This is a genomic window from Bacillus massilinigeriensis (assembly GCF_900117315.1).
GTDB lineage: Bacteria > Bacillota > Bacilli > Bacillales > Cytobacillaceae > Bacillus_BE > Bacillus_BE massilionigeriensis.
In genome coordinates, this window is record NZ_LT630337.1 from 45110 (window position 1) to 70598 (window position 25489).

22 protein-coding genes, 1 rRNA gene, 1 riboswitch and 2 other annotated features are annotated in these 25489 nt (G+C 39.4%); of the genes, 20 read left to right on the plus strand and 3 right to left on the minus strand.

Annotated features, from left to right (window positions below; genetic code table 11):
• The first annotated feature begins 39 nt into the window (after window positions 1–39).
• The 11 genes from ftsH (at window position 40) to rrf (ending at window position 13319) form a co-directional block, all read left to right on the plus strand.
• Window positions 40–2043 (plus strand): ATP-dependent zinc metalloprotease FtsH, encoded by a 2004-nt coding sequence (gene ftsH / locus BQ6100_RS00250; protein ID WP_075979844.1) that lies wholly within the window; start codon window positions 40–42, stop codon window positions 2041–2043.
• Window positions 2044–2201: 158 nt separating this feature from the next.
• Complete coding sequence (locus tag BQ6100_RS00255) at window positions 2202–2981, plus strand: type III pantothenate kinase (protein WP_075983378.1); 780 nt, start codon at window positions 2202–2204, stop codon at window positions 2979–2981.
• Between the two features lie 25 nt (window positions 2982–3006).
• Entirely contained in the window at window positions 3007–3888 is an 882-nt protein-coding gene (gene hslO, locus BQ6100_RS00260; protein WP_075979845.1) for an Hsp33 family molecular chaperone HslO, read from the plus strand.
• A gap of 231 nt (window positions 3889–4119) precedes the next feature.
• Entirely contained in the window at window positions 4120–5046 is a 927-nt protein-coding gene (gene cysK, locus BQ6100_RS00265) for a cysteine synthase A (protein WP_075979846.1), read from the plus strand.
• A 295-nt stretch (window positions 5047–5341) separates the two neighbouring features.
• Window positions 5342–6115 (plus strand): dihydropteroate synthase, encoded by a 774-nt coding sequence (gene folP / locus BQ6100_RS00270; RefSeq protein WP_235816560.1) that lies wholly within the window; start codon window positions 5342–5344, stop codon window positions 6113–6115.
• The gene (gene folB / locus BQ6100_RS00275) at window positions 6108–6467 is read left to right on the plus strand and encodes a dihydroneopterin aldolase (RefSeq protein ID WP_075979848.1); all 360 of its coding nucleotides are present in this window, start codon (window positions 6108–6110) and stop codon (window positions 6465–6467) included. The genes folP and folB overlap by 8 nt, the downstream gene beginning before the upstream one ends.
• Before the next feature lie 3 nt (window positions 6468–6470).
• Window positions 6471–6998, plus strand: coding sequence for a 2-amino-4-hydroxy-6-hydroxymethyldihydropteridine diphosphokinase (gene folK, locus BQ6100_RS00280; protein WP_075979849.1), 528 nt, complete (start codon window positions 6471–6473; stop codon window positions 6996–6998).
• Window positions 6950–7165 carry a helix-turn-helix domain-containing protein gene (locus BQ6100_RS00285; RefSeq protein WP_075979850.1) on the plus strand — a complete coding sequence of 72 codons (216 nt, stop codon included), beginning with the start codon at window positions 6950–6952 and terminating at the stop codon, window positions 7163–7165. Before folK ends, BQ6100_RS00285 begins: the two co-directional genes overlap by 49 nt.
• A 29-nt stretch (window positions 7166–7194) precedes the next feature.
• A complete protein-coding gene (dusB, locus tag BQ6100_RS00290) occupies window positions 7195–8196 on the plus strand; it encodes a tRNA dihydrouridine synthase DusB (RefSeq protein WP_075979851.1) in 1002 nt (333 codons plus the stop codon).
• Between the two features lie 186 nt (window positions 8197–8382).
• On the plus strand, window positions 8383–9882 hold the full coding sequence (lysS, locus tag BQ6100_RS00295) for a lysine--tRNA ligase (RefSeq protein ID WP_390622390.1): 1500 nt from the start codon (window positions 8383–8385) through the stop codon (window positions 9880–9882).
• A gap of 314 nt (window positions 9883–10196) precedes the next feature.
• Window positions 10197–12076, plus strand: a sequence feature (most likely nonfunctional fraction of RNA operon).
• A 3-nt stretch (window positions 12077–12079) separates the two neighbouring features.
• Window positions 12080–12948, plus strand: a sequence feature (23S ribosomal RNA rRNA prediction is too short).
• A 253-nt stretch (window positions 12949–13201) separates the two neighbouring features.
• Window positions 13202–13319 (plus strand): 5S ribosomal RNA (gene rrf, locus BQ6100_RS00305).
• A gap of 81 nt (window positions 13320–13400) precedes the next feature.
• Here rrf and BQ6100_RS00310 read toward each other — a convergent pair.
• The 3 genes from BQ6100_RS00310 to BQ6100_RS21140 form a co-directional block, all read right to left on the minus strand.
• Window positions 13401–14723, minus strand: coding sequence for an ISL3 family transposase (locus tag BQ6100_RS00310; protein WP_075979853.1), 1323 nt, complete (start codon window positions 14721–14723; stop codon window positions 13401–13403).
• 44 nt (window positions 14724–14767) lie between these two features.
• Window positions 14768–15217, minus strand: a complete 450-nt coding sequence (locus BQ6100_RS00315) for an AraC family transcriptional regulator (protein WP_075979854.1) — start codon at window positions 15215–15217, stop codon at window positions 14768–14770.
• Between the two features lie 510 nt (window positions 15218–15727).
• On the minus strand, window positions 15728–15886 hold the full coding sequence (locus tag BQ6100_RS21140; protein ID WP_159433109.1) for a hypothetical protein: 159 nt from the start codon (window positions 15884–15886) through the stop codon (window positions 15728–15730).
• Window positions 15887–16045: 159 nt separating this feature from the next.
• Between BQ6100_RS21140 and BQ6100_RS00320 the strand changes: the two genes are divergently transcribed.
• The 9 genes from BQ6100_RS00320 (at window position 16046) to purF (ending at window position 24946) form a co-directional block, all read left to right on the plus strand.
• Complete coding sequence (locus BQ6100_RS00320) at window positions 16046–16240, plus strand: NETI motif-containing protein (RefSeq protein WP_075979855.1); 195 nt, start codon at window positions 16046–16048, stop codon at window positions 16238–16240.
• A gap of 98 nt (window positions 16241–16338) precedes the next feature.
• Window positions 16339–16440: riboswitch (purine riboswitch) on the plus strand.
• Window positions 16441–16566: 126 nt separating this feature from the next.
• Window positions 16567–17055 carry a 5-(carboxyamino)imidazole ribonucleotide mutase gene (purE, locus tag BQ6100_RS00325; RefSeq protein WP_075979856.1) on the plus strand — a complete coding sequence of 163 codons (489 nt, stop codon included), beginning with the start codon at window positions 16567–16569 and terminating at the stop codon, window positions 17053–17055.
• Entirely contained in the window at window positions 17042–18196 is a 1155-nt protein-coding gene (gene purK, locus BQ6100_RS00330; protein WP_173719875.1) for a 5-(carboxyamino)imidazole ribonucleotide synthase, read from the plus strand. The genes purE and purK overlap by 14 nt, the downstream gene beginning before the upstream one ends.
• Window positions 18197–18200: 4 nt before the next feature.
• The gene (gene purB / locus BQ6100_RS00335; RefSeq protein WP_075979857.1) at window positions 18201–19493 is read left to right on the plus strand and encodes an adenylosuccinate lyase; all 1293 of its coding nucleotides are present in this window, start codon (window positions 18201–18203) and stop codon (window positions 19491–19493) included.
• A 153-nt stretch (window positions 19494–19646) separates the two neighbouring features.
• A complete protein-coding gene (purC, locus tag BQ6100_RS00340) occupies window positions 19647–20354 on the plus strand; it encodes a phosphoribosylaminoimidazolesuccinocarboxamide synthase (RefSeq protein WP_075979858.1) in 708 nt (235 codons plus the stop codon).
• Between the two features lie 60 nt (window positions 20355–20414).
• Window positions 20415–20669, plus strand: a complete 255-nt coding sequence (gene purS, locus BQ6100_RS00345) for a phosphoribosylformylglycinamidine synthase subunit PurS (protein WP_075979859.1) — start codon at window positions 20415–20417, stop codon at window positions 20667–20669.
• Window positions 20666–21349 carry a phosphoribosylformylglycinamidine synthase subunit PurQ gene (purQ, locus tag BQ6100_RS00350; RefSeq protein ID WP_075979860.1) on the plus strand — a complete coding sequence of 228 codons (684 nt, stop codon included), beginning with the start codon at window positions 20666–20668 and terminating at the stop codon, window positions 21347–21349. The genes purS and purQ overlap by 4 nt, the downstream gene beginning before the upstream one ends.
• Complete coding sequence (gene purL / locus BQ6100_RS00355; RefSeq protein WP_075979861.1) at window positions 21333–23549, plus strand: phosphoribosylformylglycinamidine synthase subunit PurL; 2217 nt, start codon at window positions 21333–21335, stop codon at window positions 23547–23549. The genes purQ and purL overlap by 17 nt, the downstream gene beginning before the upstream one ends.
• Entirely contained in the window at window positions 23534–24946 is a 1413-nt protein-coding gene (gene purF, locus BQ6100_RS00360) for an amidophosphoribosyltransferase (RefSeq protein WP_075979862.1), read from the plus strand. Before purL ends, purF begins: the two co-directional genes overlap by 16 nt.
• The last annotated feature ends 543 nt before the right edge of the window (window positions 24947–25489 follow it).

Genomic DNA, 25489 nt, shown 5'->3' on the forward strand with positions numbered 1-25489 from the left:
CTATTTAGTATAGTTTTTGACCGTGGGAGGAGGTAAGGGATGAATCGGATCTTCCGTAATACCATCTTTTATTTATTAATTTTTCTTGTCATTATTGGCGTTGTAAGCTTTTTTAATGGCAGCAATGAGCCAACAAAACATATAACATATGATAAATTTATTAGCCACTTAGAAAGCGGTGATGTTCAGTCTATAACTATACAGCCTGTTAGAGGTGTGTATGAGGTACGAGGTGAACTTGAAGGCTATAAAGAAGGCGAACAATTTATCACTTATGTGTACAACAATGATTCTTCGATTCAGAGAATTGAAAAAGTTGCTGAAAAAGCAGAGGTAACAATTAACCCTGCTAAAGAAACTAGCGGCTGGGTGACATTTTTCACATCCATTATTCCTTTTGTTATTATCTTTATCCTTTTCTTCTTCCTTTTAAATCAAGCTCAAGGCGGCGGAAGCCGAGTGATGAATTTTGGAAAAAGCAAGGCGAGACTTTACAACGATGAAAAGAAAAAGGTTCGTTTTAAAGATGTTGCTGGAGCAGATGAAGAAAAACAAGAGCTTGTGGAAGTTGTTGAGTTTTTAAAGGACCCTCGCAAATTTGCTGAACTAGGCGCTCGTATTCCTAAGGGTGTTTTATTGGTTGGACCTCCAGGTACAGGTAAAACATTACTCGCACGTGCAGTCGCAGGAGAAGCAGGAGTTCCATTCTTCTCAATCAGTGGTTCAGACTTTGTGGAAATGTTTGTTGGGGTAGGGGCATCCCGTGTTCGTGATTTATTTGAAACTGCGAAAAAGAATGCTCCTTGTATTATATTTATCGATGAAATTGATGCTGTTGGACGTCAGCGTGGCGCTGGTTTAGGAGGAGGACATGATGAACGTGAACAAACTCTTAACCAGTTATTAGTAGAAATGGATGGTTTCGGTGCAAATGAAGGAATCATTATCATCGCAGCTACAAACCGCCCAGATATTCTAGACCCTGCCTTATTACGTCCAGGCCGATTTGACCGACAAATTACTGTGGACCGCCCAGATGTTAATGGTCGTGAAGCAGTACTTAAAGTTCATGCACGAAATAAACCGTTAGATGAACAGGTTAATCTTAAAAATATTGCGATGAGAACTCCAGGATTCTCAGGTGCTGATTTAGAAAACTTATTAAATGAGGCAGCATTAGTGGCAGCCCGAATGAATAAGAAGAAAATTGAAATGGAAGATATCGATGAAGCGACAGACCGCGTAATTGCAGGTCCTGCGAAAAAAAGCAGAGTTATTTCTCAAAAGGAAAGAAATATTGTTGCTTTCCACGAAGCTGGTCATACAGTCATTGGATTGGTTCTTGACGAGGCAGACATGGTTCATAAGGTAACCATCGTTCCTCGTGGTCAAGCTGGTGGATACGCAGTAATGCTTCCAAAAGAAGATCGCTATTTCATGACAAAACCAGAATTGCTTGATAAGATTACTGGTCTTCTCGGTGGTCGTGTTTCCGAAGAAATCGTCTTTGGTGAAGTAAGTACTGGGGCTCATAACGATTTCCAAAGAGCAACTGGAATTGCACGAAAAATGGTTACTGAGTACGGTATGAGTGATAAGCTTGGACCGTTGCAGTTCGGACATACTCAAGGTCAAGTCTTCCTTGGTCGAGATATTAATAATGAGCAAAACTACTCTGATGCCATTGCATACGAAATTGACTTAGAAATTCAACGAATTATCAAAGAATGTTATGAAAAGGCAAGAAAAATCCTTACCGAAAATCGTGAAAAGCTCGATTTAATTGCTAAAACACTGTTAGAAGTTGAGACCTTAAATGCAGAACAAATCAGACACTTAGCTGATCATGGTACAATGCCACCTTCTGCTTCTGAAGGAAAGAAACTAACTGTAGAATCTGATTCTGATGATGTAAAGGTTAATATTAATAGCAAAAAAGAAGAGCTAACTCAGGATAATGATATAAATAACGAAACATCTGTTGGAAATAATGATGAAAGTAAAGAATCATCTGATTCTCCTGCTGATGACAATAAAGCTTGATATATTCACAAATAAAGGAGATACTCATGCCTGAGTATCTCTTTTTTGGTGAATAAATGGATGAAAATAAGCCATTTTTATTCCATGATTTTTATAGGGTATGTTATGATGTTTGCAGTGTAATTCGAGATACTAAAATTAAAAAAGTGGTGAAAAAGATGATCTTTGTATTTGATATAGGGAATACTAATATTGTATTAGGTGTATATAAAGGTGAGGAATTAATCCACCATTGGAGGATTGAGACAAACCGCTATAAAACAGAAGATGAATACGGAATGATTATTAAGTCATTATTTGAACATGGAAACCTAACCTTTTCAGATATTGACGGAATCATTATTTCATCCGTCGTACCACCAATTATGTTTTCGATTGAGAGAATGTGCGAAAAGTATTTCCATATAAAGCCATTGGTTGTTGGACCAGGAATAAAAACTGGATTAAATATTAAATATGAAAATCCAAGAGAGGTTGGTGCAGACCGGATAGTGAATGCTGTGGCAGCTATTCATGAGTATGGTAGCCCGTTGATTATTGTCGACTTTGGAACTGCGACAACCTATTGTTATATAAATGAAGAGAAACAATATTTGGGAGGCGCTATTGCTCCTGGAATTAATATTTCAACTGAAGCATTATATTCAAGAGCGGCAAAACTACCTCGAATTGAAATAGCCCGCCCTGATCATATAGTTGGGAAAAATACGGTTGCAGCCATGCAGTCAGGAATTCTGTATGGATATGTTGGTCAGGTTGAAGGTATTGTCAAAAGAATGAAGGAACAAAGTAAAGAAAGACCGATGGTGATTGCCACCGGTGGATTAGCAAATCTTATCGCCCATGAATCAAATGTGATTGATGTTGTAGACCCATTATTAACATTAAAAGGGTTAAAGCTAATTTATAAACGTAATAAAGAGAATACTAAACATTAATTGTTTGAAATAAAGGAGATTTTGAATGAGTGACTATTTAGTAAAGGGTATAGCATACAATGGACAGGTCCGTGCATATGCCGTGCGTAGTACAGAGACGGTAGGTGAAGCCCAACGTCGTCACTACACATGGCCAACAGCATCTGCAGCTCTTGGAAGAGCGATGTCGGCAACGGTTATGTTAGGCGCAATGTTACAAGGGGAAGATAAATTAACCGTAAAAATTGAAGGTGGGGGCCCGATTGGAGCAATTCTTGTCGATAGTAATGCTAAAGGCGAAGTAAGAGGGTACGTGACGAATCCACAGACACATTTTGATTTAAATGAACAAGGAAAATTAGATGTGAGAAGAGCGGTTGGAACAACAGGAATGTTATCTGTAGTAAAAGATATCGGATTAAGGGATTTCTTTACAGGGCAGGTTCCGATTGTATCAGGTGAATTAGGTGAAGATTTTACCTATTACCTAGTAACATCAGAACAAATTCCCTCTTCAGTTGGGGTTGGAGTACTAGTAAATCCAGATAATAGCATTTTAGCGGCAGGGGGATTTATTATTCAGTTAATGCCTGGTACAGAGGAAGAAACCATTACTGCCATTGAAAACCATTTAAAAAACATGACACCTGTATCCAAACTAATTGAAAAAGGATTAACTCCTGAGGAACTGCTATTTGAGATATTAGGAAAAGAAAATGTAAAAATATTAGAGACTATGCCAGTAACTTTTAGATGTACTTGCTCAAAGGAACGATTTTCCAATGCAATTATAAGCTTAGGAAAAGATGAGATTGAAGATATGATAAAGGAAGATGGCAAGGCCGAAGCACAATGCCATTTTTGTAACGAAATCTATCATTTCTCCGAAGAGGAACTAGAACAATTAAGGGAAGAGGCTAAAGAATAAAATAGAAAGTCTGCTTTTTTGGGGGTTGCAAATTACTTGAGAGTAGTTTGGTCATCATAAAAGCAGACTATTTTTTTACAAAGTGGAATATCCTTGTAAGGGTTAAGGGAAAATACTTTATTTTCGGAAAAATGAAATAAACTTCAATAAATTAATTGACTTATATTTCATTTATTGATAAATTTTAATTAAACCAATAAAAATAGTCGGATTAAAGAGGAGTGTATGAAAATGGCACGAGTTGCAAATTCAGTATTAGAATTAATCGGTCAAACCCCAATCGTCAAACTAAATCGTATTGTTGATGAGGATATTGCGGATGTTTATTTAAAATTGGAGTATATGAATCCAGGAAGCAGTGTAAAGGACCGTATTGCCCTAGCAATGATTGAGGCTGCAGAAGAAAGCGGAGATTTAAAAGCAGGCGATACAATTATTGAACCAACTAGTGGAAATACTGGTATCGGTTTAGCGATGGTTGCAGCCGCGAAAGGATATAGAGCTATTCTAGTCATGCCTGAAACGATGAGCTTGGAACGCCGTAATTTACTTCGAGCTTATGGAGCAGAACTTGTATTAACCCCTGGACCAGAAGGTATGGGAGGAGCAATTCGGAAAGCAGAAGAATTAGCGAAGGAACATGGCTATTTTGTTCCACAACAATTTAAAAACTTTGCCAACCCTGAAGTTCATAGAAGAACAACTGGGAAGGAAATTGTTGAACAACTAGATCAATTAGATGCGTTTGTTGCAGGGATTGGAACAGGTGGTACGATTACTGGAGCTGGCCAAGTGTTGAAGGAACATTTTGATGGAATTAAAATCTATGCTGTAGAACCTAAAGATTCTCCAGTCCTTTCTGGTGGAAAGCCGGGCCCACATAAAATCCAAGGAATTGGTGCTGGATTTGTACCAGATGTATTAAATACTGAAGTGTATGATGGAATTATTCAAGTAGGCACTGAAGAAGCATTTGAATACGCTCGCCGTGCTGCAAGAGAAGAAGGAATTCTTGGAGGTATTTCCTCTGGTGCAGCAATTTATGCAGCTATTCAATTAGCAAAAGAACTAGGAAAGGGCAAAAAGGTTCTAGCCATTATTCCTAGTAATGGTGAAAGATACTTAAGTACACCGTTATATCAATTTGATGCAGAATAACATATTAAATAATTGGAGCAACGGTCTATATGGGCCGTTGCTTTTTTACTGTCCTTTGTTTGTATAACAAAATTGGGAGAACCTAACCTAAGCTTTAATCGTGGAAAATTATCTTTATTTTTGAAAAAATAGAAATGAAACAATTTCTCATTTCATGTATGATGATTAAAGAGATTTTATTCTCATGTACACAAGTGAAAGAGTTGAAATAGGAGGAACAACCGTGATTAACAATGTTATAAAGACGATTCAGTGTGGACCTTATTCCTTGGACTATGGGAATAAAACACTGATCATGGGTATTTTAAATGTTACCCCTGATTCATTTTCGGATGGTGGAATGTATAATCATATAGATATAGCAGTCAAGCATGCAGTAGAAATGGTCGAACATGGGGCGGATATGATTGATATTGGGGGAGAGTCTACTAGACCGGGATACGAGGTTATATCTGTAGAAGAGGAAATAGAGCGCGTCATTCCTATAATTAAAGCCATTTCCAAAAATATCGATGTCCCCATCTCAATCGATACATATAAAGCGGAAGTAGCTAAACAAGCCCTTGAAGCTGGAGCTCATATTATTAATGATATATGGGGAGCTAAGGCTGATCCTCTTATGGCTCCCCTTGCTGCGCAGTATGATGTGCCAATCATATTAATGCACAATCGTCATGATATCAATTATGATGTTTTTATTAGAGATGTATTTAATGATCTATATGAAAGTATTCAGCTTGTGAAAAAGGCTGGAGTTAAGGATGAGAAGATTATTTTAGACCCTGGAATAGGGTTTGCCAAAAACCAAAATGAAAATCTGGAAATGATGAGAAACTTGGACAAATTAGTCTCATTAGGATATCCTGTATTGTTAGCAACATCTAGAAAGAGAATGATTGGAAATGTGTTGGATTTACCTGTTAATGAAAGAATGGAAGGAACAGGTGCTTCCATTTGTTTTGGAATTCAAAAGGGTTGTCAAATGATTCGAGTTCATGATGTAAAAGAAATGAGCAGAATGGCTAAAATGATGGATGCTATGATAGGTAAGGGTGAGTACAGTGGATAAGATACATGTGAATCGAATGCAATTTTATGGATACCATGGTGTTTTTCCAGAGGAAACAAGGTTAGGCCAGCGGTTTATAGTTGATTTAACGATTGAGTTGGATTTGAGGAAGGCGGGAATAAGTGATCATTTACAGGACTCTATTAACTACGGGGACTTATATCATTTAAGTAAGGAAATAGTAGAAGGAAAGCCCTATAAGTTAATAGAATCTGTTGCAGAAAAAATCTCATCATCTATACTAGGCTATTATTCAACTGTTCAATCCGTAACAGTTAAGGTTACTAAGCCTGATCCTCCTATACCCGGGCATTATGATTCTGTTGCGATAGAGATTACAAGGAGTAGATAATCATTGATTAATCAAGCATATATTGCTTTAGGCTCAAATATTGGCGATCGTTATGAAAATTTACGCCAGGCAATAAATGAATTAGCAACCAATAATGAAATACATTTGGAAAATACTTCGTCAATCTATGAAACAGATCCTGTTGGTTACGAGGATCAGGATCAGTTTTTAAATATGGTAATTAAAGTAAACACTAGTTTAAAACCTATGGAATTATTAATGGTTTGTCAAGAAATTGAAAAAAAACTTGGGAGGAAAAGGGAAATACATTGGGGTCCAAGAACAATAGACCTTGACATTCTGTTATATAATCAAGAAAATATTGAAGCAGAGAATTTAATGATTCCTCATCCTAGGATGACAGAACGCGCCTTTGTTATAATACCTCTTTTAGAGATTGACCCAGACATCTATGTTCCGAAGATGAACCAATCATTACAGTATTACTTAAATGTTATACCTGCTAAAGAAGGAGTTCGAATATGGAAGCAGAAAAATGGGGAAGACGTATTCGCGCTTTTCGCAAACTAAAAGGCTTTACTCAAGAAAGTTTTGCTAAAGAGCTAGGGATATCAGTATCAATTTTTGGCGAAATAGAGCGAGGCAGTAGAATGCCAACGGAAGAATTAATTGAACAAATTACTCAATTGCTTAATATAAGCAAAGAGGATTTAATTCCACCAAATAATCACGATTAATATAGACAACAAATGTAAGGAGATCACCAATGCTAAAAATTGGAGACATTCAATTGAAAAACCCTGTCGTATTAGCACCAATGGCCGGCGTTTGTAACTCAGCCTTTCGGTTAACAGTCAAAGAATTTGGTGCAGGACTTGTTTGTGCAGAAATGGTAAGCGATAAGGGAATTATTTATAAAAATGAAAAGACGATGGACATGTTATATATTGATGAAAGAGAGAAACCTCTAAGCCTACAAATATTTGGTGGCGAAAGGGAATCTCTTGTTGAAGCTGCTAAGTTTGTAGATAAAAATTCTAATGCGGATATTATCGATATTAATATGGGTTGTCCCGTTCCTAAAATAATAAAAAGTGATGCAGGGGCAAAATGGCTTCTAGATCCAGAGAAAATATATGAAATGGTTTCAGCGGTAGTTGATGTGGTTGAAAAACCTGTAACAGTAAAGATGCGTATGGGTTGGGATGAGGATCATATCTTTGCAGTACAAAATGCAAAAGCTGTAGAACGAGCTGGAGGCCAGGCGGCTTCACTTCATGGTAGAACACGTGTTCAAATGTATGAGGGGAAAGCCAACTGGGACATTATTCGTGAAGTAAAACAAAGCGTCAATATACCTATTATCGGAAACGGCGATGTTCAAACTCCTCAAGATGCAAAACGTATGATGGATGAAACTGGATGCGATGGTGTCATGATAGGTCGAGCGGCATTGGGCAACCCTTGGATGATTTATCGAACAGTTAAGTATTTAGAAACTGGCGAATTAATGGGTGAGCCTTCTGCTCGAGAAAAAATTGATGTATGCATATTACACCTTGATCGTTTAATTGCTTTAAAAAATGAAAAGATTGCAATTAGAGAGATGCGTAAACATGCCGCTTGGTATTTAAAAGGAATAAGAGGTAATGCCAAGTTTAGAAACATGATTAATGAATGTAATACAAGAGAAGAGCTAGTTGCGTTATTAAATCATCTTGTTATTGAAGCTGAAGAGATGGAGCAAAGCAGTTTTCAAGCCATGTGAGGGTTTGACTTATAGAGAAACTTTCATTATAATTCATTCATGTGAAAAAACTGCCAGAACGACAAATTGGCAGTTTTTTTCAATTAAAAACATTTATGATGTCTGATATAAATAAATTGTGTAAAATATTATGGTATGCACTAAATTATTCATTCGCATTTAATGCGTCTTACATAAGAAGATGTAATGGAGATGATTGTGTTGAGTCACGAAGAATTAAATGACCTATTGATGGTCAGACGGGAAAAATTGAACACATTGCGAGAAAAAGGATTAGATCCATTTGGAAAGCGCTTTGAGCGTACTAATCTTGCGCAAGAACTGTTTGATCAATTCGGAGAGCTAGATAATGAAGTACTTGAGGAGAAGAATGTTTCTGTAGCTATAGCTGGTAGAGTTATGACAAAACGCGGAAAAGGTAAAGCTGGTTTTGCACATATTCAAGACCTATCCGGCCAAATTCAAATCTATGTTCGTAAAGATGCTGTTGGTGACGACCAATATGAAATATTCAATGAAGTGGACCTTGGGGATATTGTTGGAATCAAAGGAACGGTTTTCAGAACAAAGGTTGGAGAGCTATCTATAAAAGTTCATGAGTTCATATTATTAACGAAGTCACTTCGACCACTACCTGACAAATTCCATGGTTTGAAGGATGTTGAACAACGTTATCGTCAACGTTATTTAGATTTAATTATGAGTCAAGAGAGTAAAAAAACCTTTATTACTCGTAGTAAAATTATTCAATCAATGAGACGGTATCTTGATAACCATGGCTATTTAGAAGTGGAAACACCAATGATGCATTCTATTGCCGGTGGAGCTTCTGCTCGTCCTTTTATTACACATCATAATGCATTGGATATGCAATTATATATGCGTATAGCTATTGAATTACATTTAAAAAGACTGATTGTCGGTGGCTTAGAAAAGGTCTATGAAATTGGTCGTGTATTCCGAAATGAAGGAGTATCTACAAGACATAATCCTGAGTTTACGATGATTGAGCTATATGAAGCATATGCTGATTTCCGTGATATTATGAGTCTAACTGAAAATTTAATTGCCCATATTGCCCAAGAGGTTTTAGGTACAACGAAGATTCAATATGGTGAATATGAAGTTGAATTAAAACCTGAGTGGAAAAGACTTCATATGGTAGATGCTATTAAGGAATATACAGGGGTAGACTTCTGGAAAGAGATGACTACAGAAGAAGCTCGTCAGCTTGCAAAAGAGCACAATATTGAAATTAATGATAATATGCAATATGGACATATCGTGAATGAGTTCTTCGAGCAAAGGGTTGAAGAAAAATTGATTCAACCAACCTTTATCTATGGACATCCAGTGGACGTTTCTCCACTTGCGAAAAAAAATGACGAAGACCCACGATTTACTGATCGTTTTGAGCTATTTATTGTCGCTCGTGAACATGCCAATGCTTTCACTGAGCTTAATGATCCAATTGATCAAAAGGAACGTTTTGAGGCTCAATTGAAGGAAAGAGAACAAGGAAATGATGAAGCCCATATGATGGATAATGATTATATTGAGGCTCTTGAGTATGGTCTTCCTCCAACCGGTGGTCTAGGCATCGGTATTGACCGCTTGGTTATGTTATTAACTAATTCACCATCAATAAGAGATGTTTTATTGTTCCCGTTAATGCGTCATAAATAATGATAACTAGAGCTGGCTTTGATAAGCCAGCTTTTTAAAAAAATATGTATTATTAGAAATATCTTTCTTCTAAAAAACTATTAAAAAGCTATTGCGTCAATTTTGATATGGTGGTATATTAATATCTGTTGCTGCGAAACAGCAAGCAACAAGAAAACAATGAGATAAAAAAGTTGTTGACATCAGAATTTGTTTCTGATATTATAATAAAGTCGCTTTGAGCGATTGGAGATCGAAATTGTTCTTTGAAAACTAAACAAACCATACGTCAACGTTAATTCTATTTTTAAAATTATAAGAGCTAATCTTACTCTTTTTCGGAGAGTTTGATCCTGGCTCAGGACGAACGCTGGCGGCGTGCCTAATACATGCAAGTCGAGCGAATCTGAGGGAGCTTGCTCCCGATGATTAGCGGCGGACGGGTGAGTAACACGTGGGCAACCTGCCTGTAAGACTGGGATAACACCGGGAAACCGGTGCTAATACCGGATAATTCTTTTCTACTCATGTAGAAAAGCTGAAAGATGGCCTTGGCTATCACTTACAGATGGGCCCGCGGCGCATTAGCTAGTTGGTGAGGTAACGGCTCACCAAGGCGACGATGCGTAGCCGACCTGAGAGGGTGATCGGCCACACTGGGACTGAGACACGGCCCAGACTCCTACGGGAGGCAGCAGTAGGGAATCTTCCGCAATGGACGAAAGTCTGACGGAGCAACGCCGCGTGAGTGATGAAGGTTTTCGGATCGTAAAACTCTGTTGTTAGGGAAGAACAAGTACCGTTCGAATAGGGCGGTACCTTGACGGTACCTAACCAGAAAGCCACGGCTAACTACGTGCCAGCAGCCGCGGTAATACGTAGGTGGCAAGCGTTGTCCGGAATTATTGGGCGTAAAGCGCGCGCAGGCGGTCTTTTAAGTCTGATGTGAAAGCCCACGGCTCAACCGTGGAGGGTCATTGGAAACTGGGAGACTTGAGTGCAGAAGAGAAGAGCGGAATTCCACGTGTAGCGGTGAAATGCGTAGAGATGTGGAGGAACACCAGTGGCGAAGGCGGCTCTTTGGTCTGTAACTGACGCTGAGGCGCGAAAGCGTGGGGAGCAAACAGGATTAGATACCCTGGTAGTCCACGCCGTAAACGATGAGTGCTAAGTGTTAGAGGGTTTCCGCCCTTTAGTGCTGCAGCAAACGCATTAAGCACTCCGCCTGGGGAGTACGGCCGCAAGGCTGAAACTCAAAGGAATTGACGGGGGCCCGCACAAGCGGTGGAGCATGTGGTTTAATTCGAAGCAACGCGAAGAACCTTACCAGGTCTTGACATCCTCTGACACTCCTAGAGATAGGATTTTCCCCTTTGGGGGACAGAGTGACAGGTGGTGCATGGTTGTCGTCAGCTCGTGTCGTGAGATGTTGGGTTAAGTCCCGCAACGAGCGCAACCCTTGAGATTAGTTGCCAGCATTCAGTTGGGCACTCTAATCTGACTGCCGGTGACAAAGCAACTCGCCTACATGAAGCCGGAATCGCTAGTAATCGCGGATCAGCATGCCGCGGTGAATACGTTCCCGGGCCTTGTACACACCGCCCGTCACACCACGAGAGTTTGTAACACCCGAAGTCGGTGGGGTAACCGCAAGGAGCCAGCCGCCTAAGGTGGGACAGATGATTGGGGTGAAGTCGTAACAAGGTAGCCGTATCGGAAGGTGCGGCTGGATCACCTCCTTTCTAAGGAATATTTTTCGAAAAGCGGAGGCGACTGTTCAACTTCGACAGACGTTGGAGAGCCGGCATNGGTGCCCGTACCGCAAACCGACACAGGTAGGCGAGGAGAGAATCCTAAGGTGAGCGAGAGAACTCTCGTTAAGGAACTCGGCAAAATGACCCCGTAACTTCGGGAGAAGGGGTGCTCTTTGGGGTGAATAGCCTCGAAGAGCCGCAGTGAATAGGCCCAGGCGACTGTTTAGCAAAAACACAGGTCTCTGCGAAGCCGCAAGGCGAAGTATAGGGGCTGACGCCTGCCCGGTGCTGGAAGGTTAAGAGGAGGGGTTAGCGCAAGCGAAGCTCTGAATTGAAGCCCCAGTAAACGGCGGCCGTAACTATAACGGTCCTAAGGTAGCGAAATTCCTTGTCGGGTAAGTTCCGACCCGCACGAAAGGCGTAACGATCTGGGCACTGTCTCAACGAGAGACTCGGTGAAATTATAGTACCTGTGAAGATGCAGGTTACCCGCGACAGGACGGAAAGACCCCGTGGAGCTTTACTGTAGCCTGATATTGAATTTTGGTACAGCTTGTACAGGATAGGTAGGAGCCTGAGAAGCCGGAGCGCCAGCTTCGGTGGAGGCGTCGGTGGGATACTACCCTGGCTGTATTGAAATTCTAACCCGCACCCCTTATCGGGGTGGGAGACAGTGTCAGGTGGGCAGTTTGACTGGGGCGGTCGCCTCCTAAAGAGTAACGGAGGCGCCCAAAGGTTCCCTCAGAATGGTTGGAAATCATTCGTAGAGTGTAAAGGCACAAGGGAGCTTGACTGCGAGACCTACAAGTCGAGCAGGGACGAAAGTCGGGCTTAGTGATCCGGTGGTTCCGCATGGAAGGGCCATCGCTCAACGGATAAAAGCTACCCCGGGGATAACAGGCTTATCTCCCCCAAGAGTCCACATCGACGGGGAGGTTTGGCACCTCGATGTCGGCTCATCGCATCCTGGGGCTGTAGTCGGTCCCAAGGGTTGGGCTGTTCGCCCATTAAAGCGGTACGCGAGCTGGGTTCAGAACGTCGTGAGACAGTTCGGTCCCTATCCGTCGTGGGCGTAGGAAATTTGAGAGGAGCTGTCCTTAGTACGAGAGGACCGGGATGGACGCACCGCTGGTGTACCAGTTGTCTTGCCAAAGGCATAGCTGGGTAGCTATGTGCGGAAGGGATAAGTGCTGAAAGCATCTAAGCATGAAGCCCCCCTCAAGATGAGATTTCCCATAGCGTAAGCTAGTAAGATCCCTGAAAGATGATCAGGTAGATAGGTTTGAGGTGGAAGCGTGGCGACACGTGGAGCTGACAAATACTAATCGATCGAGGACTTAACCAAATAGAAAAGCAGAGGCGACTGTTCAGCTTCGACAGACGTTGGAGAGCCGGCGCTGCATATCCCGATTTTTGGATTTGTAGGGACGGATCGAAACGGCCGAGAAGCTAGGAGCCGGAGCTAGACAACTGATTACGAAGTAATTCTTTCTTCTTCCACATTATCTAGTTTTGAGAGAATAAATTAAAATTTTCTCTTGAAAAAAATCAAAAAGACATTATAATAAAGAATGTCTTGAAAATAGTCTGGTGGCGATAGCGAGAAGGTCACACCCGTTCCCATACCGAACACGGAAGTTAAGCTTCTAGAGCGCCGATGGTAGTTGGGGGCTCTCCCCCTGTGAGAGTAGGACGTTGCCAGGCATAAAAAAGTAGCTATTATTTAGCTGCTTTTTTTATTTGAAATAATATATAGGGTATTCGGATTTTATGGTGGAAAAGGGCTTATAAATCACCCTTCTCCAAATTCTTAATAAGTGTGGAAAAATCGACACCAAAGTTGTCTGTAATGTCGTGATCAGTCACTTCAAACCAACTGAAATTATCGTATAGCATAGCTTTGTTAAAAGCACTCGAATTAAATCGTGGTTTACGCTTCTTATGGAGCTTCTCATTGAACAGGATTTTGGCTCGTAAGGCATCAAAAGAGTAACCTCTACCCATTCGCTCTACCTGCCTAATAATGCTATTAATTGACTCCGTATAAGCGTTAGTGAGCCTTTTATCAAAGTAGTTAAATATTTCTTCTTGCCCGTTGTCTCCGGCTCTCACAAGGTCTTTATAAGCGTCTTTATAGTTACTGGACATACAACTGTGTCTCCATTGACTATAACGAAGTAGACCTTCATCTGGATCAGGAGTATCCCAAATCCAGTAAAACTCTTCTTTAAGTTCATAGGCTTCTTTCAAAGCAGGAAGATTATCTAACCAAGTCTCTAAGAGGAATAATTCACGTTCATTTAGATCGTGTTTACGCTTTAGAAGGATAAACCTTTCACGCATAAGGGTACGTCTTTCTTTTTGGCTCATTTGGGTTTTCAAAGACTTTCTGACGTTATCTAAGGCTTGATTAGCCATTCTAACTACATGGAACTTATCTACGACAACTTTAGCGTGTGGAAGGACAGTGTTCACTGCGTCTTTGTAGGGCTTCCACATATCCATTGTGACGTACTCAATATAAGTCCTGTCACTGATTTCTGAAAGACGTTGGATGACTGTTTCCTTGTTACGGTTAGGCTTTATGTCATAGATAGTCCTGCGTTCAACATTAGTCAATACAAGCCGAGGTTTACGAATAATATGTATCTCGTCTATCCCAAGCCATTTAGGAGTCTCAAACTGGTATTCACGTTCTTTGAGTGCCACATAATCCTTAAAGACGTTCCTAACGGTTTTCTCGTCAACACCAACGCTTTCTGCGACTTCTACAAAGGTCTTAGACATGGATTGCTCTTGAATGGACTTTAAAAGCCTTTTGGTCATACTACGCTTTTCATCAACGGATATTAGGCGTTCCCAGAAGGTAGATCCGCATTCATGACACTTGTATCGTCTGCGGTTCAATTGTAAGCCCACTCGCTTTAAACGAATTGGCAAATCCATAATTAGTTTCATTCTTGAACTGTGTTTGTACAACTTGTCAAAACCACATTCAGGACAACGTTCAGGTGGCTCGACTGCTTCAACTTTAAACATCATATCGGTGTCATTTTCTTGTGGTGGTTCAATTGCAGTTAGATCTGAAAGACATAGTAGGTCTGTCATGTTGTTCATCCTTTAAACAGAAGGTGGGATATGTCCCTGCCTCGTTACTGTATAGGAACTAATATTTCACACAAATGATTATCAATCATTGGTGAAGTATATCTTTCTATAATTGGTTGTTCTCTTATTGATAGATTATTTCTTTCTATCTCAGAAAAAATATTGCCCCAAAATTCACTGACTGCCTCTTTTGTATGGTCAAGCAAGAAAACAGCATATTTCCCACCAGAAAATTCACCAACTTGAGCTGGTTTTTCCACATTAAAATCTTTATTTATAACAACGCAAACATCATAACGACATTCCTCTTTAGGAGTAATCTCTGGGTTATCTTGCGGTATACCTAAAATTGTAGAATTATCAAATACACCATTCGATTTTGCCCACTTTTTAAAATTCTCCATTAATTCTTTGTTTTGCTTTTCACCATATTCCCCAACATTTCGGAAATAAGCAATCTTTGATTCAGGTAATTCTTCAATAGTTATTTTCATATTTTAATCCTCCTTTCTTAGATAAGGTAATTCGATTTAAAATGTTTTTCAAGTTCATTTTTAAAAGAATTTGATTATAGTATGGTTTAATTAATCCATTATTCCACTATATAATCCGATTTATGATGTAATTTTATCAAGCAATTAAAATAGTAATTCCACTATATATTCCGAAGACCCAAAATATATAAACATAAAGTTTAATTTGTTGAAATATACATGCAACCTTGATAAGAGATAGAATCCTTTTAATAACTGAAGTATTCGGCATGAGTGAAAAAATTTTATTGAAATAATAGAAAATGGGCATAGTATAAATGCAAAAGTGATGTTAAATAAGAAAGGTAATGTCGAAATATAAGAAGTGAATATTGTTTCTATCACTAAACAGGAGATTTCCAATCATTAAGGAGGTCTTTAAGAATAGGCTGTCTTTTTTCGGTACCAGTACCATAAAAGACAGCCTATTTTATTAAGTGAAGCAATCATCTTCCAATATAAAAACCACTTCTATCTTCTATCAGGAGCATGGACGATATGAACTTCAGATTCGTTTCGGGACATTACATAAATTTCATCTTGATAAATACCAAAATTATATAGTGTGATGGTGTATTGACTATTCATCTTCCATTTTCCTGTGAGTTTCCCTTGAGTAAAATGTTCCATGAATAATTTCCGTTTGCATTTAATAGAGCTGACTGTGCTGACTGATTAATTACCAAGAGTCGTTGATAGATTTAGGAAAGGATATCGAAAAAACTTTTTGTTAAACTATATATGAATGAACTGCCATCTCAACAATAAAATGATAGTGAGGAAAAATGAATGGCCAATGGGAAGAAACAATTATTTGAAGTACATGAAAATGAAACAATCGATGAATGTATAGAGCGTATGAAAAAAGAAGGATACACTCCTACAAGAAGAATGGAAAAACCTATTTTCAAAGAGATTATTCAAGGGAATGAAAAAAGATATGAGCCTGTTGGAAGACAAATTGTATTTGAGGGAAAAAAATGAAGAATAGTAAAAAGCGAACATTAACAATGATTAGGTCAGAAACGTTCGATATTTTGATTGACATAATAGATACGCAGTTGGTAAGATGTTATTAAGATATAATATGGAAGAAACACCCTCGTATAATAATGGGAATATGGCCCATAAGTCTCTACCCGATGACCGTAAATTATCGGACTATGAGGGAAAGGAATATGCCCGGTAATTGGGTCTTTTTGGTTGCGTTTTTGCAACATAAAAGAAACGAAGCTTTGAAGCCCGGACAAATTGCTTTCTCTAAAGACGAGAGCAATTTGTTTTGGGCTTTATTCATTTGGAGGAGAATGATGAACAAACAAGTTGGAGTGATTATGGGGAGCAAATCAGATTGGGAGACAATGAAACATGCATGTGAAGTGTTGGAGAATCTAGAAATACCCTATGAAAAAAAGGTGGTTTCCGCCCATCGAACTCCCGATTTGATGTTTGATTATGCTGAGAAAGCAAGAGAACGCGGATTGAAGGTAATTATTGCAGGGGCTGGAGGAGCTGCCCATTTACCTGGAATGGTTGCGGCTAAAACAACGCTACCTGTAATAGGAGTACCCGTGCAATCCAGGGCTTTAAATGGACTTGATTCATTACTATCAATTGTTCAAATGCCTGGAGGGGTCCCTGTTGCGACGGTTGCAATTGGAAAATCAGGCGCAACAAATGCAGGCTTGCTCGCAGTGCAAATTTTAGGGGCATTTGATCAAGAAGTAGCAATGAGATTAGAGAAAATGAGACAGGAAACAAAAAGGACTGTCATTGAAAGTAGTGATGAGCTTGTCTAATAAAGTAATTTTACCATCGCAAACGATAGGAATTATTGGTGGAGGACAATTAGGCAGGATGATGGCTCTTGCAGCAAAAAGGCAGGGTTTTCGAATAGCGGTATTAGACCCAGTGGAGGATTCCCCATGTGGTCAAGTTTCTGATTATAAAATTGTTGGTGAGTACAGTGACTTAAATGCTGTTAAAAAACTAGCAGAAATAAGTGACGTAATTACCTATGAATTTGAAAATATTGATGCAGAATGTTTAGATTGGCTTTGTCATCATGCACACGTTCCCCAAGGTAAGGTGCTCCTAGAAAAGACACAAAATCGCATCTCAGAAAAGAAGGCCATTGAACAAGCTGAAGTACAGGTTGCACCATATGCAGTAATCAAAACGTTAAATGATATATATGTCCACATAGAGAAACTTGGCATTCCTGCTGTATTAAAAACAGCAACCGGTGGATATGACGGAAAAGGACAGCTAGTTATTAATGATAGGGATGATATTAAAGAAGCAGAGAAGTTATTAGAAAACGGTCTTTGCGTTCTAGAACAGTGGATTCCATTTGAAAAGGAGATTTCAGTTATTATCGTTCGCAGCGTTAGTGGAGAAACCGCTGTTTTTCCTGTGGGTGAAAATATTCATAAGGAAAATATATTACATGAAACGATTGTACCTGCTCGAATTTCAGACTCCTCTGCAAAGAAGGCTATTGTTATGGCTGAAAAATTGGCAGAAAGACTTGAGCTTGTTGGAACTCTTGCTGTAGAAATGTTCTTAACTAATGAAGGGGATATTTACATAAATGAACTAGCACCGAGACCACATAATTCTGGTCATTATAGTATTGAAGCTTGTATTACCTCACAATTTGAACAACATATAAGAGCCATATGCAACTGGCCGTTAGGAAGTACGGAATTGTTAAAACCAGCTGTAATGGTCAATATATTAGGAGAACATCAAGAAAAACTTTTGAAGGAAATACCCCTGTTAAATGATTGGAAAGTCCATTTATATGGAAAGAAGGAAGCAAAAGTCAAAAGGAAAATGGGCCACGTAACTATATTGCGCGACCAAGTTGAAAAGGCTCTTGAAGAAATTGCAGAGAGTGATATTTGGAATGAAGTGAAGGAAAAGATCGGAGGATAAGACAATGATTGATCGTTACACACGTCCTGAAATGGGAGCCATTTGGACAGAGGAAAACCGTTTTAAAGCATGGTTAGAGGTTGAAATACTTGCATGTGAGGCATGGGTTGAATTAGGAGAAATACCAAAGGAAGACGTTCAAAAAATTAGAGAAAATGCTTCTTTTGATATTAACAGAATTAAGGAAATTGAAGAAGAAACAAGACACGATGTAGTTGCATTCACACGTGCTGTCTCAGAAACTTTAGGGGAAGAAAGAAAGTGGGTGCATTACGGTCTAACATCTACAGACGTTGTTGACACAGCACTTTCTTATCTAATTAAACAAGCAAACAACATTCTACTAAAGGATTTAGAAAACTTTATAGAGATTTTAAAAAATAAAGCACAAGAGCATAAGTATACTGTCATGATGGGACGTACCCATGGTGTTCATGCTGAGCCAACAACCTTTGGACTTAAAATGGCACTTTGGTATGAAGAAATGAAGCGGAACCTAGAAAGATTTAAACAAGCCGCTGCAGGAATTGAGTTTGGAAAGATTTCAGGGGCAGTTGGTACTTATGCAAATATCGATCCTTTCGTTGAGAAATATGTGTGTGAAAAACTTGGACTACAACCGGCACCAATCTCTACACAAACCCTACAGAGAGACCGTCATGCACACTACATGTCAACACTTGCTCTAATTGCAACATCAATAGAAAAGTTTGCAGTTGAGGTACGTGGTTTACAAAAAAGTGAAACACGTGAGGTAGAGGAATTTTTTGCAAAAGGTCAAAAGGGCTCTTCTGCCATGCCACATAAGCGTAACCCTATCGGCTCTGAAAATATGACTGGTATGGCTCGTGTCATTCGTGGTTATATGCTAACAGCCTATGAAAATGTTCCATTATGGCATGAAAGGGATATTTCTCATTCATCTGCAGAAAGAATTATCATCCCAGATGCAACGATTGCATTGAATTATATGTTAAACCGCTTTGGTAATATCCTGAAAAACTTGACAGTATACCCTGAAAATATGAAGAGAAATATGGGTCGTACACTTGGACTAATATACTCACAACGGGTCCTTTTAGCACTTATCGATAAAGGTCTTACTCGTGAGGAAGCGTACGACACTGTACAACCAAGAGCAATGGAGGCTTGGGAAAAGCAGGTTCCATTCCGTAGCTTAGTTGAAGCTGATGAAAAGATTACTGCAAAGCTATCACCAGAAGAAATTGCTGATTGCTTCGATTATCGCTATCATTTGAAACCAGTAGACAGTATTTTTGAAAAATTGGGCTTGTAATCGTCTTATCCGGGTGAGAATTTTGAAAGGTCTCACCCCTTTTACGGCTTGAAGATTCCCAATATTCACAAAGTATCTTTTGAAATAAAATGGATCAGCTAAACTCACTACCTGCTGATACCTTTATTGAGAATAAAAGGAGGCTCTCCAATCATGGAAAAAAGGGAAATGATTTATGAAGGAAAAGCCAAAAAGGTATATGCAACAAACGATGAAAACCTAGTGTGGATTGAGTATAAGGATTCTGCAACGGCTTTTAATGGGGAGAAAAAAGCGCAAATTACAGGAAAAGGCCGTTTGAATAATGAGATTACAAGTTTACTATTTTTAAAGCTTCACGACCAAGGAATTCCAACTCATTTTGTAGAGAAAATATCAGAAACTGAGCAATTAGTAAAAAGGGTTTCTATCATTCCATTAGAGGTGGTCGTAAGAAATGTAGCAGCTGGAAGCTTTTCAAAGAAATTAGGTATTGAAGAAGGCAAACCACTTTCTAAACCGATAGTTGAGTTTTATTTTAAAGATGATGATTTAGGTGACCCGTTGATTACGGAAGATCATATTTATGAAATGCAAATAGCAACACCATTAGAAGTAGCACAATTAAAGGAAAAGGCTCTAAATGTAGATGTTGTTCTAACTGAATTCTTTGGTGAACTTGGTATTCGCCTAATCGACTTTAAACTTGAATTTGGGAAGGATTCAAAAGGAGAAGTTCTTCTTGCAGATGAAATTTCTCCAGATACTTGTAGGTTATGGGATAAGGAAACAAATGAAAAGCTCGATAAGGATGTTTTCCGCCGTGATTTAGGAGATTTGACAGACACCTATGAAAAACTATTAGCTCGTCTCACAAAATAAATCTAGTTTTATTCTTTAAGGGGAAAATTCAAACGAAAAAACACTTGGAGGTCAATTCGAATGTACAAAGTGAAGGTTTACGTTACTTTAAGGGAGAGCGTTCTAGATCCACAAGGGACAGCTGTGAAAAACTCATTACACACTCTAAACTACAGCAATGTTGCTGATGTTCGAATTGGAAAGTATATGGAGTTGCTGATTGAAAAGTCCAATCGCGATGTTGAAGAGGTTGTCAATGAAATATGTGATCGAGTTTTGGCAAATACAGTCATCGAGGACTATCGCTATGAGATAGAGGAGTGTGTTGCTCAGTGAAATTTGCGGTAGTTGTTTTTCCTGGATCTAACTGTGATGTAGATATGTATCATGCTGTGAAAGACGAATTAGGGGAAGAAGTTGAGTATGTATGGCATGACTCAGATAACCTTGATGAGTATGATGGCATTCTTCTCCCAGGCGGATTTTCTTATGGGGATTATTTGCGAACAGGTGCAATCGCCCGTTTTAGCAATGTCATGAAAGAGGTTGTGAAAGCAGCAGAGGCAGGGAAGCCAATATTGGGAGTGTGCAATGGGTTCCAAATTCTCCTTGAGGCTGGGCTTTTGCCAGGAGCTATGCGCCGTAATGAAAGCTTAAAATTTATTTGCAAACCAGTGGAATTGAAAGTAGAAAACAATGAATCAATGTTTTCTTCAACTTATGAACAGGGAGAAATTATTACTATTCCAATCGCTCATGGAGAAGGTAATTATTATTGTGATGAAGAGACTTTAGCTAGACTAAAAGAAAACAAGCAAATTGTTTTTACCTATGAACAGAATCCCAATGGTAGCTTAGATAATATTGCCGGAATCATGAATGAAAAAGGAAATGTTCTAGGGATGATGCCACATCCTGAAAGAGCGGTTGATGAACTATTAGGCGGAGCAGATGGATTAAAGCTGTTCCAATCTATTGTCAAACAATGGAGGGAATCACATGTCGTTAAAGCTTGAGCCAAGTCCGGAACAAATAAAAGCAGAAAAAGTATATCAGCAAATGGGATTATCGGATGACGAATTTGCGATGGTTGAAAAGATTCTTGGAAGAACTCCTAATTATACGGAAACCGGCCTATTCTCTGTTATGTGGTCAGAGCATTGTAGTTATAAAAATTCCAAGCCTGTTTTAAGAAAGTTCCCAACTTCGGGAAGTCGCGTTCTTCAAGGCCCGGGTGAAGGAGCAGGAATTGTTGATATTGGGGATGAACAAGCAGTAGTTTTTAAAATAGAAAGCCATAATCATCCGTCCGCCATTGAACCTTATCAAGGTGCTGCAACTGGAGTGGGTGGAATCATCCGTGATGTTTTTTCAATGGGTGCAAGGCCAATCGCTATTTTGGACTCCTTACGCTTTGGAGAATTAGATTCTTCTCGAGTGAAGTACTTATTTAAAGAAGTGGTCGCAGGGATAGCCGGTTATGGAAACTGCATTGGAATTCCTACAGTTGGAGGGGAAGTCCAATTTGATGCGTCTTATGAAGGAAATCCATTAGTTAATGCCATGTGTGTAGGGCTTATTGACCACAAGGACATCCAAAAAGGGCAAGCACGTGGAACGGGAAATACGGTCATGTACGTTGGAGCCAAAACAGGGCGTGATGGTATTCATGGTGCGACCTTTGCGTCAGAAGAATTAACTGAAGCCTCTGATGAAAAACGACCTGCTGTTCAAGTGGGAGATCCATTTATGGAGAAGCTTTTACTTGAGGCTTGTTTAGAGCTAGTACAATCCGATGCCTTAGTAGGAATTCAAGATATGGGGGCTGCAGGATTGACGAGCTCCTCAGCTGAAATGGCAAGTAAAGCAGGCTATGGAATTGAAATGAATTTAGACCTTGTTCCTCAACGTGAGACAGGAATGACTCCTTATGAAATGATGTTATCAGAATCACAAGAGCGAATGCTGATAGTAGTGAAAAAGGGAAGAGAGAAAGAAATTCAAGATTTATTCTTGAAATATGATTTAGAATGTGTAGCTATTGGAACGGTTACTGATGATAAAATGCTCCGCTTAATACACAAGGGAGAAATTGTTGCGAATGTCCCTGCTGATGCCTTAGCAGAGGATGCTCCAGTTTACCATAAACCATCACTTGAACCAGAATATTATCGTGAGTTTCAAAGGATGGAAAATGAAATACCTGTTGTGAAGGATTATAAAGAGACTTTATTGAAGCTATTACAGCAGCCAACCATTGCGAGCAAGGAATGGATTTATGATCAGTATGATTACATGGTACGGACGAATACAGTTGTTGCACCAGGATCAGATGCCGCAGTTGTTCGTATAAGAGGAACGAAAAAAGCATTAGCCATGACAACAGACTGTAATTCTCGTTATCTCTATCTTGATCCCGAAACTGGTGGAAAGATTGCCGTGGCTGAAGCAGCAAGAAATATCGTTGCTTCAGGAGGAGAGCCGCTAGCTATTACCGATTGCTTAAACTTTGGGAATCCAGAAAAGCCTGAAATATTCTGGCAGATTGAAAAGGCGGCAGACGGAATGAGCGCTGCTTGTACGGCTTTAAAGACTCCTGTAATTGGTGGAAATGTCTCTCTATATAATGAAACGAATGGTACAGCCGTTTATCCGACACCTGTTGTTGGAATGGTTGGTTTAATCGAAAACATAGACCATATAACAACACAAAGCTTCAAAAATGCCGGTGATCTCATTTATCTATTAGGGGAAACAAAGGACGAATTTGGAGGTAGTGAACTACAAAAACTCATCTTTGGAAAGATCTTTGGAAAGGCTCCTGAGATTGATCTTGAAAAAGAGGAAAAGGTTCAAACACAGCTGTTAAATGCTATTCGTTCTGGCCTAGTGACCTCAGCACATGATTTGGCTGAAGGTGGTCTAGCAGTCGCCCTGGCTGAAAGCTTAATAGACTCACCAGAACTTGGGGCAAATGTGAAAGTATCAGGTAATAAGGTTTCTGCGTTATTTAGTGAAACTCAATCACGCTTTTTAGTAACAGTGAAAAAGGAAAATCAGAAAGAATTTGAAAGTATAGTAGACTGCAGTTTGATTGGGGAAGTAACCGATATGCCAGTTTTACAAATTCTATCTGATGAAGGGACTATACTTGTTGAACAGGTGACTGAATTAGAGAAGGCTTGGAAAGGGGCAATTCCATGCTTGCTGAAATAAAAGGTTTAAATGAAGAGTGTGGGATTTTTGGAGTTTGGGGGCATTCTAATGCAGCCCAAATTACGTACTATGGACTCCATAGTTTACAGCATCGTGGTCAGGAAGGAACTGGGATGGTTGTAACTGATGGGGAAAAGTTAAAAGGTGTAAAGGGTGAAGGCCTCGTTACTGAGATTTTCACAGAGGAAGCAATGGCAGGTCTAAAAGGGAAGGCTGCCATAGGCCATGTTCGTTATGCTACAGCTGGCGGGGGAGGATATGATAATGTTCAACCCCTCCTGTTTCATTCTCAAACAGGTAGTTTAGCATTGGCTCATAATGGAAACCTCGTTAATGCTGATGCTTTAAAATGTCAGCTTGAAGGGCAGGGAAGTATTTTTCAAACAAGCTCTGATACAGAGGTATTAGCCCATTTAATAAGAAGAAGTGGTTTTTCCTCTTTAAAGGATCAAGTGAAAAATTCATTAACGATGCTAAAAGGAGCATATGCCTTTTTAATTATGACTGAAACAAAGCTTATGGTAGCACTTGATCCAAATGGGATGCGCCCTTTATCCATTGCAAAGCTTGGTGATGCCTATGTGGTAGCTTCTGAAACCTGTGCCTTTGATGTTGTAGGTGCAAAGTTTATTCGTGATGTAGAAGCTGGTGAATTAGTCATCATTAGTGATGATGGAATACAATCAGAAATATACTCCGTGGCCTCTCATAAAGCGATGTGTGCGATGGAATATGTTTATTTTTCAAGACCTGATAGCAATATCAATGGACTAAATGTGCATACTGCAAGAAAAATGCTAGGGAAACAGCTTGCATTGGAAGCCCCAATTGAGGCAGATGTAGTAACTGGTGTCCCAGATTCTAGTATCTCGGCAGCCATTGGCTATGCTGAAGCATCTGGAATTCCTTATGAAATGGGATTGATTAAGAATCGTTATGTAGGCAGAACCTTTATTCAACCATCCCAATCATTGAGGGAGCAAGGAGTTAAAATGAAGCTTTCTCCTGTTCGTGGTGTTGTGGAGGGTAAAAGGGTCATCATGGTAGATGATTCAATCGTAAGAGGTACAACAAGTAGAAGAATCGTAACGATGTTAAAGGAAGCAGGGGCAACAGAGGTTCATGTTGTGATTAGTTCCCCACCCATTCAAAATCCTTGCTTTTACGGGATTGATACATCGACAAAGGAAGAATTAATAGCTTCTTCTTATTCTGTTGAGGAAATCAGACAGATTATCGGAGCGGATACTCTAACCTTCTTAAGTATAGAAGGATTGCTTGATTCAATTGGAAACCATGATGGCAGTGAAACCTGTGGACAATGCTTAGCTTGCTTCACTGGAAAATACCCAACTGAAATTTATCCAAACGCATCTGGATTATATGAAAAAGTATGATTTTTAATTTAAAAAAATAATGCGACATATGTCATGTCGCTTTTCTTTTCAGCGGGCTTTGTTGGTGATGGTTCTGGGAGTAAATCTAGATTGTTGTGGGGAAATCGGTGATTCGCGAGTAAAACGGGAATTTCGCGAATAAAACGGGAATTTCGCGAATAAAACGGGGAATTTCGCGAATAAAACGGGGAATTTCGCCGTAAAACGGGGAATTTCGAGGGTAAATCTGGAAATTCGCGAGTAAAACGAGAATTTCGCGAGTAAAACGAGAATTTCGCGAGTAAAACGAGAATTTCGCGAGTAAATCAGGAAATTCGCGAATAAAACGGGAATTTCGCGAATAAAACGAGAATTTCGCGAATAAAACCTGGAATTTCGCGAATAAAACCCAGATTTTCGCGAATAAACCCCAAGATTTCGCGAATAAGCCTAAATTTAACAGTACAAAGTCAGTCATTTTAATAAAAGGAAACCAACGACTTAGCAATAGTCATAGATTCATAGGAAAAAGTTGATATTTTTATCAAAATTCCATATTATTTT

Excerpts from the sequence above, each read along its gene's own strand:
- purS (WP_075979859.1), top strand. The coding sequence starts at position 20,415 with ATGTACAAAGTGAAGGTTTACGTTACTTTAAGGGAGAGCGTTCTAGAT.
- BQ6100_RS21140 (WP_159433109.1), bottom strand. The coding sequence starts at position 15,886 with ATGGAACATTTTACTCAAGGGAAACTCACAGGAAAATGGAAGATGAAT.
- cysK (WP_075979846.1), top strand. The coding sequence starts at position 4,120 with ATGGCACGAGTTGCAAATTCAGTATTAGAATTAATCGGTCAAACCCCA.
- folP (WP_235816560.1), top strand. The coding sequence starts at position 5,342 with ATGGGTATTTTAAATGTTACCCCTGATTCATTTTCGGATGGTGGAATG.
- purL (WP_075979861.1), top strand. The coding sequence starts at position 21,333 with ATGTCGTTAAAGCTTGAGCCAAGTCCGGAACAAATAAAAGCAGAAAAA.
- BQ6100_RS00315 (WP_075979854.1), bottom strand. The coding sequence starts at position 15,217 with ATGAAAATAACTATTGAAGAATTACCTGAATCAAAGATTGCTTATTTC.
- lysS (WP_390622390.1), top strand. The coding sequence starts at position 8,383 with ATGGAGATGATTGTGTTGAGTCACGAAGAATTAAATGACCTATTGATG.
- purE (WP_075979856.1), top strand. The coding sequence starts at position 16,567 with ATGAACAAACAAGTTGGAGTGATTATGGGGAGCAAATCAGATTGGGAG.
- purC (WP_075979858.1), top strand. The coding sequence starts at position 19,647 with ATGGAAAAAAGGGAAATGATTTATGAAGGAAAAGCCAAAAAGGTATAT.
- purF (WP_075979862.1), top strand. The coding sequence starts at position 23,534 with ATGCTTGCTGAAATAAAAGGTTTAAATGAAGAGTGTGGGATTTTTGGA.
- dusB (WP_075979851.1), top strand. The coding sequence starts at position 7,195 with ATGCTAAAAATTGGAGACATTCAATTGAAAAACCCTGTCGTATTAGCA.
- BQ6100_RS00310 (WP_075979853.1), bottom strand. The coding sequence starts at position 14,723 with ATGACAGACCTACTATGTCTTTCAGATCTAACTGCAATTGAACCACCA.
- purK (WP_173719875.1), top strand. The coding sequence starts at position 17,042 with ATGAGCTTGTCTAATAAAGTAATTTTACCATCGCAAACGATAGGAATT.
- BQ6100_RS00255 (WP_075983378.1), top strand. The coding sequence starts at position 2,202 with ATGATCTTTGTATTTGATATAGGGAATACTAATATTGTATTAGGTGTA.
- ftsH (WP_075979844.1), top strand. The coding sequence starts at position 40 with ATGAATCGGATCTTCCGTAATACCATCTTTTATTTATTAATTTTTCTT.
- BQ6100_RS00320 (WP_075979855.1), top strand. The coding sequence starts at position 16,046 with ATGGCCAATGGGAAGAAACAATTATTTGAAGTACATGAAAATGAAACA.
- BQ6100_RS00285 (WP_075979850.1), top strand. The coding sequence starts at position 6,950 with ATGGAAGCAGAAAAATGGGGAAGACGTATTCGCGCTTTTCGCAAACTA.
- hslO (WP_075979845.1), top strand. The coding sequence starts at position 3,007 with ATGAGTGACTATTTAGTAAAGGGTATAGCATACAATGGACAGGTCCGT.
- purB (WP_075979857.1), top strand. The coding sequence starts at position 18,201 with ATGATTGATCGTTACACACGTCCTGAAATGGGAGCCATTTGGACAGAG.